General features: G+C 68.6%; 15 protein-coding genes and 1 tRNA gene. 8 read left to right on the forward strand and 8 right to left on the reverse strand.

Going from position 1 to position 17611, the window contains the following annotated elements; translation table 11 throughout:
• The first annotated feature begins 115 nt into the window (after window positions 1-115).
• On the forward strand, window positions 116-1570 hold the full coding sequence (locus QZ749_RS03340) for a catalase (protein ID WP_296943212.1): 1455 nt from the start codon (window positions 116-118) through the stop codon (window positions 1568-1570).
• A 61-nt stretch (window positions 1571-1631) separates the two neighbouring features.
• On the opposite strand, the gene QZ749_RS03345 is transcribed toward QZ749_RS03340, so the two are convergent.
• Window positions 1632-2363 carry an alpha/beta fold hydrolase gene (locus QZ749_RS03345; protein ID WP_296943214.1) on the reverse strand — a complete coding sequence of 244 codons (732 nt, stop codon included), beginning with the start codon at window positions 2361-2363 and terminating at the stop codon, window positions 1632-1634.
• Window positions 2364-2492: 129 nt separating this feature from the next.
• Between QZ749_RS03345 and QZ749_RS03350 the strand changes: the two genes are divergently transcribed.
• The 6 genes from QZ749_RS03350 to QZ749_RS03375 all read left to right on the forward strand — a co-directional run bounded on the left by QZ749_RS03350 (window position 2493) and on the right by QZ749_RS03375 (window position 8053).
• Window positions 2493-4241: a methyl-accepting chemotaxis protein gene (locus QZ749_RS03350; protein ID WP_296943216.1), complete on the forward strand. Its 1749-nt coding sequence runs from the start codon at window positions 2493-2495 to the stop codon at window positions 4239-4241.
• 88 nt (window positions 4242-4329) lie between these two features.
• On the forward strand, window positions 4330-4815 hold the full coding sequence (locus QZ749_RS03355; RefSeq protein ID WP_296943218.1) for an acyl-CoA thioesterase: 486 nt from the start codon (window positions 4330-4332) through the stop codon (window positions 4813-4815).
• A 552-nt stretch (window positions 4816-5367) separates the two neighbouring features.
• Complete coding sequence (locus tag QZ749_RS03360; RefSeq protein WP_296943220.1) at window positions 5368-5979, forward strand: choice-of-anchor J family PEP-CTERM protein; 612 nt, start codon at window positions 5368-5370, stop codon at window positions 5977-5979.
• 23 nt (window positions 5980-6002) lie between these two features.
• Window positions 6003-6422 carry a post-PEP-CTERM-1 domain-containing protein gene (locus QZ749_RS03365; RefSeq protein WP_296943222.1) on the forward strand — a complete coding sequence of 140 codons (420 nt, stop codon included), beginning with the start codon at window positions 6003-6005 and terminating at the stop codon, window positions 6420-6422.
• A gap of 4 nt (window positions 6423-6426) precedes the next feature.
• Window positions 6427-7914, forward strand: coding sequence for a PA domain-containing protein (locus QZ749_RS03370; RefSeq protein WP_296943224.1), 1488 nt, complete (start codon window positions 6427-6429; stop codon window positions 7912-7914).
• A gap of 63 nt (window positions 7915-7977) precedes the next feature.
• Window positions 7978-8053 (forward strand) — tRNA-Phe (locus tag QZ749_RS03375).
• A 45-nt stretch (window positions 8054-8098) separates the two neighbouring features.
• Here the strand turns inward: QZ749_RS03375 and QZ749_RS03380 are convergent.
• The 7 genes from QZ749_RS03380 to QZ749_RS03410 all read right to left on the reverse strand — a co-directional run bounded on the left by QZ749_RS03380 (window position 8099) and on the right by QZ749_RS03410 (window position 16505).
• Window positions 8099-8776 carry a DUF5610 domain-containing protein gene (locus QZ749_RS03380; protein ID WP_296943226.1) on the reverse strand — a complete coding sequence of 226 codons (678 nt, stop codon included), beginning with the start codon at window positions 8774-8776 and terminating at the stop codon, window positions 8099-8101.
• 124 nt (window positions 8777-8900) lie between these two features.
• Window positions 8901-10553, reverse strand: coding sequence for a VWA domain-containing protein (locus QZ749_RS03385; RefSeq protein ID WP_296943228.1), 1653 nt, complete (start codon window positions 10551-10553; stop codon window positions 8901-8903).
• 10 nt (window positions 10554-10563) lie between these two features.
• Window positions 10564-12639, reverse strand: coding sequence for an AAA family ATPase (locus tag QZ749_RS03390; protein WP_296943230.1), 2076 nt, complete (start codon window positions 12637-12639; stop codon window positions 10564-10566).
• 144 nt (window positions 12640-12783) lie between these two features.
• Window positions 12784-13197 carry a YgiW/YdeI family stress tolerance OB fold protein gene (locus tag QZ749_RS03395; RefSeq protein ID WP_296943232.1) on the reverse strand — a complete coding sequence of 138 codons (414 nt, stop codon included), beginning with the start codon at window positions 13195-13197 and terminating at the stop codon, window positions 12784-12786.
• 65 nt (window positions 13198-13262) lie between these two features.
• Entirely contained in the window at window positions 13263-14654 is a 1392-nt protein-coding gene (locus tag QZ749_RS03400; protein WP_373896775.1) for an ATP-binding protein, read from the reverse strand.
• Window positions 14647-15309, reverse strand: a complete 663-nt coding sequence (locus tag QZ749_RS03405; RefSeq protein WP_296943236.1) for a response regulator transcription factor — start codon at window positions 15307-15309, stop codon at window positions 14647-14649. Before QZ749_RS03405 ends, QZ749_RS03400 begins: the two co-directional genes overlap by 8 nt.
• Window positions 15310-15401: 92 nt before the next feature.
• Window positions 15402-16505 (reverse strand): alkene reductase, encoded by a 1104-nt coding sequence (locus tag QZ749_RS03410; RefSeq protein ID WP_296943238.1) that lies wholly within the window; start codon window positions 16503-16505, stop codon window positions 15402-15404.
• 155 nt (window positions 16506-16660) lie between these two features.
• On the opposite strand from QZ749_RS03410, the gene QZ749_RS03415 reads away from it, so the two are divergent.
• The gene (locus QZ749_RS03415; protein WP_296943239.1) at window positions 16661-17605 is read left to right on the forward strand and encodes a LysR family transcriptional regulator; all 945 of its coding nucleotides are present in this window, start codon (window positions 16661-16663) and stop codon (window positions 17603-17605) included.
• Window positions 17606-17611: the final 6 nt, after the last annotated feature.

Here is a 17611-nt window from a genome sequence, read left to right on the forward strand (position 1 = left end):
AAAGAGATAGTTTGATCAAATGGGATAAAACCTCTACCATGAAATTCATAGAACACACCTATCGAAAGAACCATGTCGATAGGATGAAGATCAACCTGTCCTGAAAGCGCCCACCATGACCCAGCTGACCACCGCCTCCGGCATCCCCGTCGTCGACAACCAGAACTCGATCACCGCCGGCCCGCGCGGCCCGGTGTTGCTGCAGGACTTCCACCTGATCGAGAAGCTGCAGCACTTCAACCGCGAGCGCATCCCCGAGCGCGTCGTGCACGCCAAGGGCTCGGGCGCCTACGGCACCTTCACGGTCACCGAGGACATCAGCAAGTACACGAAGGCGAAGCTGTTCGGCGCGATCGGCAAGCAGACCGAGACCTTCCTGCGCTTCTCGACCGTCGGCGGCGAGAAGGGCTCGGCCGACACCGAACGCGACCCGCGCGGCTTCGCCCTGCGCTTCTACACCGAGGAAGGCAACTGGGACCTGGTCGGCAACAACACGCCGGTGTTCTTCCTGAAGGACGGCATCAAGTTCCCGGACTTCATCCACACCCAGAAACGCGACCCGCAGACGAACCTGAAGTCGGCCCAGATGATGTGGGACTTCTGGAGCAATGCGCCGGAAAGCCTGCACCAGGTCACCACGCTGTTCTCGAGCCGCGGTACGCCGGACGGCTACCGCCACATGCACGGCTTCGGCAGCCATACCTACAGCCTGATCAACGACGCCGGCGAGCGCGTCTGGGTCAAGTGGCACATCAAGACCCTGCAGGGCGTGAAGAACCTGAGCGCGGCGGAAGCGACGCGCCTGGCCGGTGCCGATCCGGACTACGCCCAGCGCGACCTGTTCAACGCCATCGCCCGCGGCGACTTCCCGCGCTGGAGCGTCGAGATGCAGGTGATGACCGACGCGCAGCGCGCCGCCTGGGAAGCGAAGACCGGCTGGGACGCGTTCGACCTGACCAAGGTCTGGCCGCATGGCGACTTCCCGCGCATCAAGGTCGGCATCCTGGAGCTGAACCGCAACCCGGACAACTACCACGCCGACGTCGAGCAGGCCGCCCTGTCGCCGGCCAACATCGTCCCGGGCATGGGCTACAGCCCGGACAAGATGCTGCAGGCGCGCCTGTTCGCCTACCACGACGCCCAGCTGTACCGCGTCGGCACCAACCACCAGCACCTGCCGGTGAACCGCCCGCGCTGCCCCTTCCACAACCAGCAGCGCGACGGCGCGATGGCGCTGGCCAACGGCGGCGCCGCGCAGAACTACGACACGGTGCATGGCGGCGGCCCGGCGGCCGCCGGCTTCGGCCACGGCGACGCCGGCTGGCAGGTGGAAGGCACGGCGGGCCGCTACGATACCCGCGCCACGGACGACCACTTCACCCAGGCCGGCAACCTGTTCCGCCTGCTGGGCGAGGAAGAGCAGCGCAACCTGGTCGAGAACATCGCCGGCGCGCTGAGCCAGGCCGACGCCACGATCCAGGACCGCCAGATCGGGCACTTCACGAAGGCCGATCCGGCCTACGGCAAGGGCGTGGCCGACGCGATCGCGCGGCTGCAGAACAGGGCCTGAACCTGGGCTGAACGCTTCCCGGCACACGCCCCTGTCGTAGGGTGCCCACCCTACGGCAGGTTCAGATGGCGGGGCCGGGATCCGGCCGGCCGGGCGGGTCCCGGTCCGCCTGCGCCGCCAGCCACGGCACCATCACCTCCAGCAGGCGCTGCGGCGCCTCGATCGGGATCATGTGGCCGCTGTCCTCGATGACCTCGAGGCGCGCGCCGCGGATGCCCTCTGCCATCTCGCGCGCTTCTTCCAGGCTGCGCAGGCGGTCCTGCGCGGCCGCCACCACCAGCGTCGGACAGCGGATCTCGCCCAGGCGGTCGATGTCGCCCGGGCGCTCGAGCATCGACTGCCGCCGGAACACCTCCCCGCCCAGGCGCACGCCCATCTCACGCACGCGCTCGATCAGCGCGGCGTTGTCGCGCTCCTTCGGGTGCAGCGAGGTCGCCACCGCCGTGCGGCTCAAGCCGCTGAAGGCGATCGACGGCGCCGCCTTGCCGATCGCGCCCTTGCGCTGTTGCAGCGCCGGCGAATCGGGACGGGTCGAGGTGGCGACCAGCACCAGCGCGCGCACCCGGTCGGGCGCCTGGCGCGCGATCGCGCGGGCGACGTAGCCGCCCATCGAGAAGCCGACCAGCAGGAAGCCGGCGGGCGCCACCGCGAGCGCGCGGCGCGCCATCGCCTCGACCGAGGTGTCGTGGCGCAGGTCGGCATGCACGATCGGGCCGAAGCGCTCCAGCGCCGCCGTCATGTCGTTCCACAGGGTTGCGTCGGCCATGAAGCCGGGGACGAGCAGGATAGCCATGGCGGCATGCTAGCAGATCCGTGCCTGCCCGCGCCCGCCGACTCATACCAAAGGATGACTGGACAGTCGATGCGCCAAGGCGGATATTGCTTTCCAATAAAATTCTCACCGGAACGACAGGAGCCGAACGTGATCCCATCCGCCACATCGAGCGTCCGCACCCAGCTGCGGTTCGCCTTCGCCGTCATCATCATGCTGTCCTTCCTGTCCACCGCGATCGCCATCTGGCGCCTGCACGTGCTGGCGGACGACACGCAGGCGCTGACCGGGCGACCGCTGGCGAAGGAAAGGCTGATCTCGAACTGGGCCAAGGACATCGCGCTGGCCGGCAAGCGCACCGAAGCGGTGGCGCGCACCGCCGACCCCGACCTGGCGAGCTATTTCGACGCCGAGGCGCGCGCCTCGTCCGAGCGCGTGGGCGGCCTGCAGCGACAGGTCGGCGCATTGCTCGACACGCCCGAGGAAAAGGCGGCGTACGACCGGGTCGGCCAGGCGCGCCAGGCATACATGGACCAGCGCGCGCGCGTCACGACGCTGAAGGCGCAGGGCCGCGGCGAGGAAGCGCGCACCGTGTTCGAGCGCGACTTCACGCCGGCGCTGCAGGCCTACGTCGGCGCGGTCGACGCCCTGCTCGCCCTGCAGCGCCAGGCCATCGACGCGCGCGCCGCCCACGTGGTCGGCAATACCCGCTACAGCTCCGACGTGCTGCTGGCCCTGTGCCTGGCCACGCTGGCGTTCAGCATCGGCGCCGGCATCCTGTTCGCCCGCGCCCTGTTCCGCCGCCTGGGCGGCGAACCGGCGCTGGCCGCCGCCGTCGCCGCCGAGATCGCCGGCGGCAACCTGGCGGTCGCCGTGCCGCTGCGCGCCGGCGACGACACCAGCCTGATGGCGGCCCTGGAGCGCATGCGCGCCGGCCTGGCCGACATCGTCGGCCGCGTGCGCCAGGGCACCGGCGTCATCGGCAGCTCGGTCGCCGCCATGGCGAGCGAATCGCAGGAACTGTCGCGCCGCACCGAAAGCCAGGCGCAGGCGCTGGAAGAAACGGCCGCCTCGATGGAAGAGCTGACCCAGTCGGTGGCCCAGAGCGCCGCGCATGCCGTCCAGGCCACGACCATGGCGGCCGACGCGGCCCAGGTGGCGCGGCGTGGCGGCGCCATGGTCGGTCAGCTGGTCGAGACCATGGACGCGATCGACGCCTCCTCGGCGCGCATCGGCGACATCATCGGCGTGATCGACGGCATCGCCTTCCAGACCAACCTGCTGGCGCTGAACGCGGCGGTGGAGGCGGCGCGCGCCGGAGAGCAAGGCCGCGGCTTCGCGGTCGTGGCGGGCGAGGTGCGCGCGCTGGCCCAGCGCTCGGCCGCGGCGGCGAAGGAGATCAAGGACCTGATCGACGTCTCGACCGGGCGCGTGGCGCACGGCACGGAACTGGCGGGCCAGGCCGGCCAGACCATGCACGACATCGTCGCCAGCGTCGGCCGCGTCACCGCCATCATGGACGAGATCGCGACGTCCAGCCGCGAACAGGCCGCCGGCATCGGCCAGGTCAACGAAGCCATCGTCCAGATGGACGGCGTGACGCAGAAGAACGCGGCGCTGGTCGAGGAATCGGCCGCGGCCGCCGGCGACATGCACGAGCAGGCCGGCGCGCTGGCGGAGCTGGTGGCGCTGTTCCGCATCGAGGCGCAGTCCGCCCCGGCTCCGGCAGCGGCGCCGGCGCGCGCGGTCGCGTCGCGCCGGCCGGCCGCACGCCCCGGCCCGGGCGCCGGTCCGGCCCTGCTGCCGGCACCGGTGCCGGTCGCTGCGCGCCTGCTGGGGACGGCGGGGCGCAAGTCCGGAGGGCGCACGCTGCGCACCCCGGCCACCGCCGGCGCCTGAACCGGGCGGCAACCGGTCTCCCGGCCGGTTGCCGCCGGTGGGTTTCTGAGGCAACATCGCGCTATTCTTCGACTCACGGACAGCCCCCATGAACCTGCCAGCCCACCAACTCACCATGACGGTCCTGATGACGCCGGACACTGCCAATTTTTCCGGCAACGTCCACGGCGGCACCATCCTGAAGCTGCTCGACCAGGTCGCCTACGCCTGCGCCAGCCGCTATGCCGGCACCTACGTGGTCACCATGAGCGTCGACCAGGTCACGTTCCGCCAGCCGATCCACGTCGGCGAACTGGTCACCTTCCTGGCGTCCGTCAACTACACCGGGCGCACCTCGATGGAAATCGGGATCAAGGTGGTGGCCGAGGACATCCGCAGCCAGGTGGTGCGCCACGTGAACAGCTGCTTCTTCACCATGGTCGCCGTGGGCGAGGACAAGCAGCCGGTCGCGGTGCCGCCGCTGCGACCGTTCACCCCGGACGAGCAGCGCCGCTACGAGGAAGCCAAGGGCCGCAAGGAATTGCGCCTGGCCCTCGACCGCCAGCACGCCGAACGCATCGCTGCGCGCGGCTGATTCCTGCCGGCGCCGCCTGCCGCGCCGGCGCCATCCCCTCTCCTTGCTGGCCGCCTGCCCCGGGCAGGTGCGCCGCGTTCCAGCATCCCTGTTTTTGCGCCATCGACGGGCAGCGTCGCCGCCTGCTGTCGGCAGGCTTTCCATCATCCCATGCAGGGCGGATTGCAAGTGTTGGTCGTTGTCCGTTAGGCCGCGCACATGGCATCCAGTTTTTTCCGCTGTAACTTTCGATTACAAAATTTCCTCAAAAATAGCAATTTTTCTTTAAAGAAACCGGATTGATTGCACGTATCTGGTGCAAACGGGCGGATTTCGACATTTTCGTCGAGATTTTTTACAGATTTATTACAATTTTTCTCAATTTCAAACTTTCAGTTTAGAAATCAGATAGTTAGCGCAAGTGGCACGGTATATGCAATGAGCCTGACCACTGGCTGCCTGGTCCGACCAAGAGTCCGCAGGCGAGCCACCGTCCAGGGGTCGCACCAACCGTCGGCTCCGCCATTCAATCTTGGAGGCGCATTACAAATGATTAAGAAAGCGTTCGCAGCAATGGCACTCGCAGGGATGACGATGTCGGCGCATGCCGCCCTCGTGATCAACGAAGGTTTCGACACCATCTATGGCGCCAATGGCCTTGCCGCCAAGGGCTGGCTCGGCGTGAACACCAGCACCTCGGGCAATCCGAACGGCTGGTTCGGCGGCACCGCCGACGTGTTCGAAGCGCAGGGCGGCGAAGCCTCCTCGTACGCGGCCGCCAACTACAACCTGGACAACGGTAGTTCGCGCGCCATCAGCGCCTGGCTGTACTCGCCGGTGTTCGACGCCACCGGCGGCGCCACCGTCACCTTCTGGCTGCGCGGCGCGCAAGACGATACCTATTTCGACAAGGTCAACTACGGCTTCCTGCTGAACGGCGCCCTCGTCAGCATGACCGCCCTGAATCCCGTGTCGCAGGACGGCTGGACCCAGTACAGCGCGACCCTGGGCGCCGACACGGTCGGCATGGCGCGCTTCGCGATCCAGTACGCCAGCAACGCCGTCGACGCCAACTACGTCGGCCTGGACAGCGTGAACATCACCAGCGTGCCGGAGCCGGCCAGCCTGGCGCTGCTGGGCTTCGGCGCCCTGGGCCTGGGCATCGCACGCCGCCGCCGCGCCTGATCGACCTTACCGGAGAGAGAACCATGTCCAAATCGAACACCATCCTGCGCCTGCTGGGCGCCGCCGGCGCCCTGGCCCTGTGCGCCAGCACCCTGCCCGCCGCGGCGCAGGAAATCGGCGGCCAGTCCGTCTCCAGCGCCGACGCCCAGGTCGTCACCCGCGACGCCGACACCGGCAAGCTGCGCGCGGCGACGCCGCAGGAACAGCAGAAGCTGGCCAACCTGAAGGCGAAGAACGCCATGCGCATGGCCGCGCCGAGCACGCGCCAGAAGACGCACGCCAGCGGCGGACGCGGCGTGCGCCTGACCGACGAGTTCATGACGTCGTCGATCGCGGTGCGCCAGCCCGACGGCTCGCTGCGGATCGAACACGGTACCGCCGACACCCTGCATGACGCAACGCATGCTCCCCAACATGCCAACACCACCCCCGTCACGGAGTAAGCCCATGCGCAGCCCACACATCAAGCGTACCGCAACCCGCTCGCTGCTCGCCGCCGCCGTCCTGCTGGCCTGCGCCGGCGCCCAGGCCGCCGCCACCATCAAGATCACCAGCCGCGACCCGGCCGGTGTCGGCTTCAACGATCCGACGCCCGTCGCCCCGGTCGGCGGCAATCCCGGCACCACGCTGGGCGAACAGCGGATGAACGTCTACAAGTACGTCGCCGGTATCTGGGAACAGAACCTGGACAGCAGCGTCACCATCACCGTCAACGCCGGCTGGGAAGCCCTCACCTGCGACGCCAGCTCGGCCGTGCTGGGCAGCGCGGGCGCCTGGAACATCTGGTACAACACGCCGGGCGCCAAGCGCAACACCTGGTATCCGCAGGCGCTGGCCAACAAGCTGGCCGGCGTCAACCTGAGCGAAGGCTACCAGGACGAAACCGGCTACGGCGACGTCGACATCAAGACCCAGTTCAACGTCAACCTGGGCAAGTCGAACTGCCTGGCCGGCTCGCCGTTCTACCTGGGCCTGGACGGCAACGCCGGCAACCAGGTGAACTTCGTCGAGACCCTGCTGCACGAGCTGGGCCACGGCCTGGGCTTCTCGGTCATCAGCGTCAACACGGCGACCGGCAACCGTATCAACGCGGCCGGCACCGCCTATACCGCCGACGGCCTGCCCAGCATCTGGGAAGGCTTCATGTACGACAACACGCTCAAGAAGACGTGGCTGGAAATGACCTCGGCGCAGCGCAAGGCATCGGCGGTCAACCCGCTGCAACTGGCCTGGACCGGACCGAACGCGGTGGCCGGCGCCGCCATGCTGGCGCGCATCCCGGTGATCAAGACCACCTCGCCGGGCGCGAACGGCAACCTGAACATCGACTTCAACACGTCGACCTTCGGCCCGCTGCCGCCCGCCAGCGGCACCCTGGGCACGCTGGCCGTGGTCGCCACCCAGGCCGGCGAGCTCGGCTCGGGCTGCAGCGCGTTCAATACCGCCAACACCATGGCCGTGAAGAACAAGGTCGCACTGATGAGCCGCGGCGGCTGCAACTTCGCGCAGAAGGTCAAGAATGCCCAGGATGCCGGCGCGGTCGGCGCGGTGCTGGCCAACAACACCACCGGCGCGCTGATCCCCGGCGGCACCGACGGCAGCATCACGATCCCGGCGGTCGGCATCACCCAGGCCGACGGCGAGAACCTGAAGGCCGCCGTCGCCAGCGCGGCGACGCTGGGCAGCCGCAGCAAGCCGGGCACGGTCACCGTGGCGCTGGGGGTCGACCCGACCCGCATCGCCGGCGCCGATGCCATGGGCCGCCCGCTGCTGTACACGCCGGCCGTGCTGGCCTCGGGTTCGTCGGTATCGCACTGGGACGTGACCGCCAGCCCGAACCTGCTGATGGAACCGAACATCAATCCGGACCTCGGCATCATCCTGACCGCGCCGAAGGACCTGACGGTGCCGCTGCTGAAGGACATCGGCTGGTAATCGCGTCGGTGCATGCACGGGGTTATGGACTTTGCGTAAGCCCGTGCTATAATGCGCCGCCTTGGCCTGGTAGCTCAGTTGGTAGAGCAGAGGATTGAAAATCCTTGTGTCGGTGGTTCGATTCCGCCCCGGGCCACCAAGAATTCCTCGAAACGCCGACCCTTCCGGGCCGGCGTTTTTCATTTCAGGCGCGCTGCGTGCCCGTCTCCTTCGGCGCCGCCAGCGACACCGTGTCCCCTGCCGGAATACCCTCCTTCTTCCAGCGATCGAACTCGGCCTGGATCGTCGACCGGGTCTTCTGGCTGATCTCCGGCAAGCTTCCGCCAAGGATGTCCTGCGCGTCCTGGAATCCCTTTTCCACCGCGGCGCGAATGCTGTCGAGCTTGGAGGGGTCGGCGCCGATGACCGACTTGGCAAAGCTCAGGATGCGTTCGGCAGTCTTTTGCACCCCGAACTCGCCGTCCTCCGCGATGGCCGCCTTGGCGGCCTCGATCGTTTCGGGATCGGCGCTCAGCTTCTGTTCGCCGCTGGCCACCTTGGCCATGTTCAGGCCCTGCTGCTCCACCAGCGGCCGGATCAGGTCGATGACGGCCTGCGCCTTGCGGTCGGATTCCTCGAGCATGCGGGCAAGATCGGATCGATCGACCGCGCCATCGGACTGGACGGCCGTGCCGTCGGCCCTGGCGGCCGGGTTGCGGGATGGGGCCGCATACGTCAGCGACTGCGACGGCGGCCCGCCCAGCGTCACCTTGTCCCGGGCCGGGGCATCCGTTTTTTCCGACGCGCCGGACGCCGCCGGCTGCGTCCTGGCGGCAGGGAGCGTCGCTCCCTGCCGGGTAATGCTCGAGACATTCAGGGTCATGACCGCTCCTCATGTGATAACAATACCGGCACCATGCGGGCCATCCATCGCCCGCTTTCACTTCCCGACATTGTCAATATCGGATGGCCAGCCGAAAACTGAAGGGGTGGCACATGATGCGCAGCTACAGGACCAGCACCTCGTCGCTGAAGGCATCCTCCACCCTGCTCCCCGCGCACAGCACCGAGTGGATCGTGCAACCCAGCGCCCGCTTGCGCGCGCACAGGGTGTCGAGGAAGGCGGGCGACAGGCTGCAGTCGCCGTCGGAGACCATCAACACGTCGGCCTTGCGGTAGGTCTCTTCCGCAGCGACCAGGTCGAGCGCGCGCCGCAACGGCGTCTCGAAGTCGGTGCCGCCGCCGAAGCCGCCGCGCAGGAAGCGCAGCAGCGCAGGCACCTCGCCCGGCCCCGCCAGCGACAACTCGCGCAGTTCGCCGCCCGCGCCGAACAGCAGGACGTGCAGCGCACGGCCCTCCTTGTCCAGGATCGCGGCGATCGCCAGCAGCAGGGCCCGTGCCTTGCGCAGCGGTTCGCCCTGCATGCTGGCGGACGTGTCGAGGCAGGCGACCACCGGCCCGGTACGTTGTCGGGACGCCGCCGCCATCTCGCCGTCGACGAACTCGCGTCCCCGCAAGGCATAGGACAACAGGTTGTTCTCGAGCAGGCGCGCATAGAACAGGACGTCCAGCGTCTCGTCCTTGAGGTTCAGCAACTCGCCGGGCAGGATGCGCATGACGTCGCCGCTGCGGTGCGTGCCGTACGTCTCGTTGCGGCTGGCCTGCGGGATCCTGGTGCGCAGCCTGCTTGTCTCGTCGACGACGTCACGTCCCAGCCGGCGCACCAGGTCGCGGATGCGCGTATTGTCCTGCAGCGTATGCGCCAGCGCGGCGTAGTCGTCGTCGGCATGCCGCAGGTCGGCGTACGAGAACCGGGCGCCCGGGAACAAGGCAAGGAAGTCCTTGACCTCGTCGTACTTGCGCACGATATCGGCAAGGGTCGTGCGCAGGGAGGCGAGTTCCCGCCCGATCGCCTCGGGCAGGCGTTCGTCGGCGATTTCCGCTTCGTAGGCCAGCGTCTCGGCGAGTTGATCGCGCAATTGCGCGGCGCTGCCGGCGTCGAGCGGCTGTCTGCACAAGGCGTCGCGATGCGCCTGCCAGTCGGGTGCCGGCGGTGGCGCCTCGTCGCCAGCGCCGGCTTCCCAGTCCCACAGGCGCCACTTGGTGGCGCCGAGCCGCCTGCGCGCGGCCGTCTTGAGCATGCCCAGCGTCGGCTCCCATGTGTCCGGCACGCCGGCCGGCAGCAGGTCCGCCAGCGCCGGTTCGCCAGCGCGCGCGACGTAGTGCACGCATTTCGTCGAGAACTGGTGGCAGTTCTTGAAAACCAGGCCATAGAAGGCCCGCTCGCCGACGTGCGTCGCGGCGCCGTCCGCCACGTCCCGGTGCCCGACGGCGCCGTGCGCATCGCAGGAGACATAGATCTTGCGTCCCACGAGGCTCTTGGACGTGAACGAGGCCGGACCGCTGCGCTCCACCGTACTTTCGGCAACGCCATCGACGACGATGTTCACGATGGCGCCGTCGCCGACGTAGATGCCGGAATGCTCGACGGCCATCCACAGGTCGCAATACAGCACGCTGCCCGGCACCGGCGTCGCCTTGTCGCGCAACACGCTGTCGATGAAGTACCGGAACGGCTTGATGCCGATCGACGCCAGCACATTCGTGGCCAGGCCCATCGGGTTCCAGGCCGCACGGATCGCGTCGAACGGGGACAGCATCGTCACCGCCTCATGCCCAGAGATTGGCGCGCAATTGCCGGGCCAGCAGGTCGCCTGCCGGGGCGGACCGGCTCGCCGCGGGCCCTGCGGCACGTCCGCCGGCAGGCGACGCGCGCAGCACCGGCGTACCGCTGGCGGCGTCCCACTGCCAGACGGCGGCAAAATCCCATCCGAGGGTATGTTCGAAATAGCGCTGCGTGAACAGGGCCGCGGCGACCGTCTTGCCGTTGCTGCCATTGATGCTGTCGGTCCCCGGGTTGGCATCGATCGACGCATTGTTGTCGAGCCCGCCCTTGTTCTCGGCAATGCGGTAGTTCAGCCTCACATCGTCGTCTTGCACGTCGAGCCTGCCCACCGCACAGTACCGGATCGCGCTGTCTTCGCATGCGTAGGCGATACCGGCCAGTACCGCTTTGCCAGGCAAGCCGGCGTACATGAAGCTCAGCATGGCCAACGCAGACAATTTCTTGAGCGTGCCGGCCACGAAGCAGCGTTCGACCACGCTGCCTTTCACTAACTTGGAAGCGATGCCACCCAGGACCTTGCAATCGCGCAGCGTACCGTCCCGGTAGACATCGAGCATCACCCGGCAATCCGCGATCGTGCAGGCCTGCGCCGTGTCGCGGACCAGGAATCGTCGCGCCGTGCAGGCGCTGATCCTGCTATCGAGCGCGACACCATCCACGAGCGACCCGCCCGTCTCGCATCCCACGAACGCACACCCGCTGATCCGCGACTTGACCAGGTCGACCGTCGACGTGCAGCGGCCGACATGGCTTTCCTCGACCGTGACGGCAAGCCGCAGGTTCTCGAGCTTCAGGTCGACGACGCTGGAACCGGCACGGATATCGGTGAACAGCGCATGGCCGAGATCGTCCTTGTGCCGGACGACGCGTCCGCCACCGTCGTAATGCCCCTGGAAAGGAATCGTCATCCAGGTGCTCAGGCCGCTGCAATCGATGTCCGCGGTCTGGCGGAACCAGTATCCCTTCTGGCCGACTTCCGGGCGCTCCATCCCCATGAGGTCGTGGATGTCTTCCACCAGCAGCGGATCGCGTTCGGTGCCGCTGCCGCGCAGTCCCTTGACGACGGCGCCCAGGACGCCCAACGCCGAGGCAGGCGCCGCAACGGCCGGCACATCGTCGTCCGGCGCGCCGTCGTCGCCCGGCGCGGCGCGGCTGCATTCCTTCAATACGTCCAGGATCATGTCCCGCACCTTGACGGCGTTGTCCGGGTGGTTCCACAGGCAATCCTTGAGCAGGAACACGTCGGACAAGTCCACGGCGCCGCGCCCGTTCGTCGCGGCCGCCACGCGCAGCAGGTGGATCGCCTTCTTCAGGCGGCGGTCGGACAGGCGCTCGCGCGCGTCTTCCTTGAACAGTTCCCGGTGGCGCTGCCAGATCTGCTGGACCGCGCGCACGATGTGGGCCGGAATGGCCACCGCGTCAGCCTCCCGGCGGATGCCGTCCAGTTCGGCCACGCCGATGCGCACGGGCGCAGGCGGCTGCGCCGGCGCCTCGAACAGGCGCGGCAAGGCGTCGTTGCCGACATAGTCCACGAAGCGACGCACCATGAAGCGGTCGTACAGCGCCGCCAGCTCTTCCTGGTCGGCGGGCAACTCGTTGGAGGCGGCGATCAAGGCCTGCATGGGCACGTCCAGCGCCTGCGTGCCGTTATGGTATTTGCGCTCGTTCAGGATGGTCAGCAGGGCATTCAGGATCGACGAGCTGGCCTTGAAGATCTCGTCCAGGAACGCGACGCGCACGGCCGGCAGGTAGCCCGCCGTCTTGCGCTGGAACCGGTCTTGCTTCAGGGCGCTGATCGACAAGGGACCGAAGATCTCGTCCGGCGTCGAGAACTTGGTCAGCAGGTATTCGAAGTAATCCTGCATTTCGCCATCGCCTTCCGGTGCGGCCAGGCTCGTGGCGAGCTGGCGTGCGATCATGCTCTTGCCGGTGCCCGGCGGCCCGATGAGCAACAGGTTCTCGCGCGCCAGCATGGCCAGCAGCGCGGCCTTGACGGTGTCTTCGCGCGCCACCAATCCGTGGTTGAGTTGCAGCAGCAGGGTCTGGATCTTCTGTTTCATCTTGCGCAGCGACGGCGGCCGTCGTGTAACACCATGGTGTTACACTATAGCAATATTAATGCCGTCGAAGAAGAAAAAAGAAACAGCATGCCGGGAGCGGCGGCCCGTGGCGCGTGCCTCGTCCCGCGCACGGGGCCGGCAACCTTATTGCGCCACCACCTTCAACTGCTTGACGTCCAGCGTCGACTCGCCGAAGGTTTCCTTGTCGAATTCCCCGGTCAGCTCCACCAGCGTGGTCTGGTCGACCTTCACCCCTTGCGGGAAGTACTTGTCGTCGATTTCCACCGTCATCCTGCCGCTCTGGTCGGCGAACTCGTACTCGTCGCCGCCCTTGTGGCTGAGCAGCTTGCCCTTGAGCTTCACGTACTGGTCGTCCTTGCCCTTGTCCAGCAAGTCCTTGGCCGTCATCAGCGGCACGTTCGAAGGGCCGGCATAACCCGATGCTGCCGGTGCGGCCGCCTTGGCGGACGGCCCGGTATAGCCGCCGGTCTGGGCGATGGCGAAGGCCGAGGCGGCGAGCACGGCGGCGGCGGCGGCGAAGCGGATGGTCTTGTTCATGGTCACTCCTTTTCACGTCAATGGTTGGTACGGGGCCATTACACGATCCGGACATTAACCCTGTCTTAAGGTGCGCCGGGTTCCGCGACCGGCAAATCCAGCGTCACGGCCAGCCCGCGTCCCTCCAGGCCCGGCCCGAAGGCGAGCGCGGCGCCATGCAGGTCGGCGATCCGCTTGACGATCGACAGGCCAAGCCCGCTGCCGCCGGCCTCGTTGCCGAGCACGCGGAAAAAACGCTCGGCCAGCCGGCGCCGGCTGGCCGCGTCGACGCCGGGGCCGTCGTCGCGCACGGCGATGCGCTCGCATCCGCCGTGCCGGCAGGCGACGATCTCGACACGGCTGCCGTCCGGGCAGTAGCGCAAGGCATTGTCGACGAGGTTGCGCAGCGCCATCTCCAGCATCTGCGGGTCGGCGTGGACGGTGTCCAGCTCGCACCGCACGGCCAGGCGGATACCACGCCGCTGCGCTTGCTGGCCGTACGCGGCCAGCAGGCGCTCCAGCAGTGGGGCCAGCGCCACCGGCTGGCGCACCAGCTGTTCACGCGCCAGCGGATCCAGGCGGGCCAGCGCCAGCAGGCTGTCGACCAGCGCGGTGACGCGGCCGATGTCCTGGCGCAGCTTGCGAAACGGCGCGGCCAGTTCCGGATGCTGGCGCTGCAGGAGTTGCGCATGCATGTCCAGCCCCGCCAGCGGCGTGCGCAGCTCGTGCGCGGCGTCGGCCGTGAAGCGGCGCTCGGCCTGCAGCGCCGTGTCCAGGCGCGCCAGCACGCCGTTCAACGCCGCGACCAGCGGCAGCAGTTCGCGCGGCTGGCCGCCGGCATCGACCTGCGCCAGGTCGTCCGGCGTCTTGGCCGCGATGGCCGCCGCCGTGCGCCGCAGCGGCGCCAGCACGCGGCCGGTCACGAGCCAGCAGGCCAGCGCCAGCAGGACCAGCACGCCGAGCGCGGGCGCCCACAGCGATTCGGCCAGTTCCTCCAGGATGTCGAAGCGCTTGTCCTGGCGCTGCCCGACCTGCACGGCGACATGGCGCCGGTCGTCGCGGACGACGAACACGCGCCAGCGCTGGCCGGCGGCGACGGCGTCCACGAAGCCGTCGTCGTCGGCGCCGGCCGCGCCGGCGACGAAGGGCGCCGCGGGCGCGCCGGCGGTGCGCTGGATCACCCGCCCGCCGGCGACGATCTGGTACTGCATGTCGACCTTGCGCGCCGGCCCGGCGCCGCCGTCCAGCCGGGCCAGCAGGCCGCGCTCGTTCCAGTCGGTGGTGGCGGCCATGATCATGTAGCCCGATTCTTCCAGCGCGTCGTCGAACACGTCGTTGGTCTCGTGCCAGGCGACCGCGGCGAAGATGCCCAGGCCCGCCAGCCACAGCACGGCGCTGGCGGACAGGATGGCGGCCAGCAGGCGCCGCCGCAGCGACCATGGGCGGGCATCGGCCGCGTGGGTCGCCACGTCAGCCATCGTCCTTGAGCCGGTAGCCGAGGCCGCGCACGGTAACGATGCTGTCGCTGCCAAGCTTCCTGCGCAGGTTGTGGATGTGGACCTCGATGGCATTGCTTTCCACCTCCTCGCCCCAGCCGTACAGCGTTTCCTCGATCTGGGCGCGGGTCACGATGCCGTTGCGGCGCAGCAGCAGCGCGTACAGCACGTGGTATTCGCGCGCCGTCAGCGCCACCGGCCGACCGTCGATGCCGGCCTGGCGCGTGTCGAGGTTGAGGACGATGCCGGCATGGGCCAGCTCGTTGCCGGCGCGGCTGGCGCTGCGCCGCACGGCGGCGCGGATGCGCGCCGACAGTTCTTCCAGCTCGAACGGTTTCACCAGGTAGTCGTCGGCGCCCAGGTCCAGGCCCTCGACGCGGTCGGCCAGCGCGTTGAAGGCGGTGATCAGGATCACGGGCACCTGCTCTCCCCCGGCGCGCAGCGCGGCCAGCAGGGCGTCGCCGGACAGCCCCGGCAGGCCGCGGTCGAGCAGCACGCAGTCGTAGCGGTGGGTCGCCAGCGCGGTCTGGGCGGAATCGCCGCGCCGCACCCAGTCGACGGCGTGCTGGTCCAGGCGCAGCCAGGCCTGGATGGTGTCGCCGAGGGAGGCGTCGTCTTCGGCAAGCAGGATGCGCATGGATCACTCGCGGTATGGTCGACGCCGCGAGTATGACAAAAAACGGCGCCCGAGGGCGCCGTTCGCTGTGCGGTACGCGGGCCAGGCGCCCGTCAGGCCGCCTTGTCCAGCGCCGGATAATCGGTATAGCCCTCTTCCCCGAAGGTATAGAAGGTCTGCGGATTCGGCGCGTTCAGCGGCGCGTCCAGCTTGAGGCGCTGCACCAGGTCCGGGTTGGCGATGTAGGCGCGGCCGAAGGCGACCGCGTCGGCCGCGCCGGAGGCCACGGCGTCCAGCGCCATCTGGCGGGTGTAGCCGTTGTTGGCGATGTAGGTGCCCTTGAAGGCCTTGCGCGCCCAGGCGAAGTCGAAGCCCGGCAGGTCGCGCGCGCCGCCGGTCGCGCCTTCGACGAAGTGGATGAAGGCGATGCCGCGCTCGTTCAGCCGTTCGACCAGGTAGCCGAAGATGGCTTGCGGATCGCTGTCGCTGGCGTCGTTCGACGGCGTCACCGGCGACAGGCGGATGCCGACGCGGCCGGCGCCGATCTCGGCGGCCACGGCATCCACGACTTCCAGCGCGAAGCGGGCGCGGTTCTCGATCGAGCCGCCGTAGCGGTCGGTACGCTGGTTCGCGCCGTCGCGCAGGAACTGGTCGACCAGGTAGCCGTTGGCGCCGTGGATCTCGACGCCGTCGAAACCGGCACGGATCGCGTTGGCGGCGCCCCGGCGGTATTCGTCGACGACCAGGCGGATCTCGTCCTCGCTCAGCGCGTGCGGGACCGGCGCGTCGACCTTGCCCGCGCGGGTGTAGGCGGTGGTCTTCGGCTGCACGGCGGACGGCGCCAGCGGCTGCGCGCCGCCGGTCAGCGCCGGGTGCGTGATACGGCCGACGTGCCAGATCTGCGCCACGATCTTCGAACCGGCGGCGTGCACGGCCGCGGTGATCGGCTTCCAGCCTTCGACCTGGGCGTCCGAATAGATGCCCGGGGTCGCCATGTAGCCCTTGCCCACCGGCGAGACCTGGGTGCCCTCGCTGATGATCAGGCCGGCGTTGCTGCGCTGGCGGTAGTACTCGACGTTCATCGGGCTGCCCGGCACGTCGCCGGCAGCCTCGTCCGCGCGGCTGCGCGTCAGCGGCGCCATGACGATGCGGTTGGCGACCTCGATGTCGCCGATGCGGGTGGGCTGGAACAGCGGATGGGAATCTGGTGCGGTCATCTCGTGCATCCTTTCGGCAAAGACAATGAAAGGGCCGCGTTCGCCGATCCTGCGGCGTAGCGGCCCCGTGCATGCGAGCATTATGCCCATTCCCGGGCGGATGAAATAGTGGTGTACGGTGATATGATTTATTCCCGACCGGAATGGGTGATGCGATGGACCGACTACGCCTGATGGAAACCTTTTGCCGCGTGGTGGAAAGCGGCAGCTTTTCGGCGGTGGCGCGCGAGGGGATGACGACGCAGTCGGCCATCAGCAAGCAGGTGCAGGCGCTGGAAACCCTGCTCGGCGCGCGCCTGCTGGTGCGCTCGACGCGCAGCCATTCGCTGACCGAGGCCGGCCAGCTCTACTACGAACGCTGCCGCCAGGTGCTCGACACGCTGGACGAGGCGCGCATCGAGGTGCAGCGCGCCGAGCAGGACATTTCCGGCCTGCTGCGGGTGTCGGCGCCGTCCGCCTTCGGTCGCCTGCACATCGTGCCGCGCCTGCCGGCGTTCTACGAGCGCTACCCGCACATCCGCCTCGACCTGGTGCTCGACGACGCCTTCGTCGACCTGGTGGCGGCCGGGGTCGACGTGGCCTTCCGCGTCGGCGAACTGAAGGACAGCCGCCTGGTGGCGCGCCGCATCGGCAACGCCCACCGCGCCGTGCTGGCGTCGCCCGCCTACCTGGCGCGCCATGGCGAGCCGCGCCATCCGCGCGAACTGGCCGACCACCACTGCGTGCTGTACACGGGCCTGGCCAATGCCAACGAATGGACGTTCCTGGACGACGCCGGCAAGCCGCTGGCGGTGCGCGTCAACGGGCGCTTCCAGTCGAACACCTCGGAAGCGACGCGCCAGGCCGTGTGCGAGGGCCTGGGCATCAGCTACTCGACCCTGTGGATCTACGGCGCCGACATCCGCGCCGGCCGCGTGAAACCGATCCTGACGGACTTCCGCCTGCCGTCGCTGCCGCTGAACGTGGTGTACCAGCCGGCGCGCCGGCCCTCGCTCAAGGTCAACCGCTTCGTGTCCTGGTTCGCCGAGGCCTTCGCCCAGGACCCGGACATCGCCCAGATGCTCGACAATCCGGCGCCGCCCGCGCCCGCGCCGGGATAACATACA

This window comes from uncultured Massilia sp., from assembly GCF_913773735.1.
GTDB lineage: Bacteria > Pseudomonadota > Gammaproteobacteria > Burkholderiales > Burkholderiaceae_D > Telluria.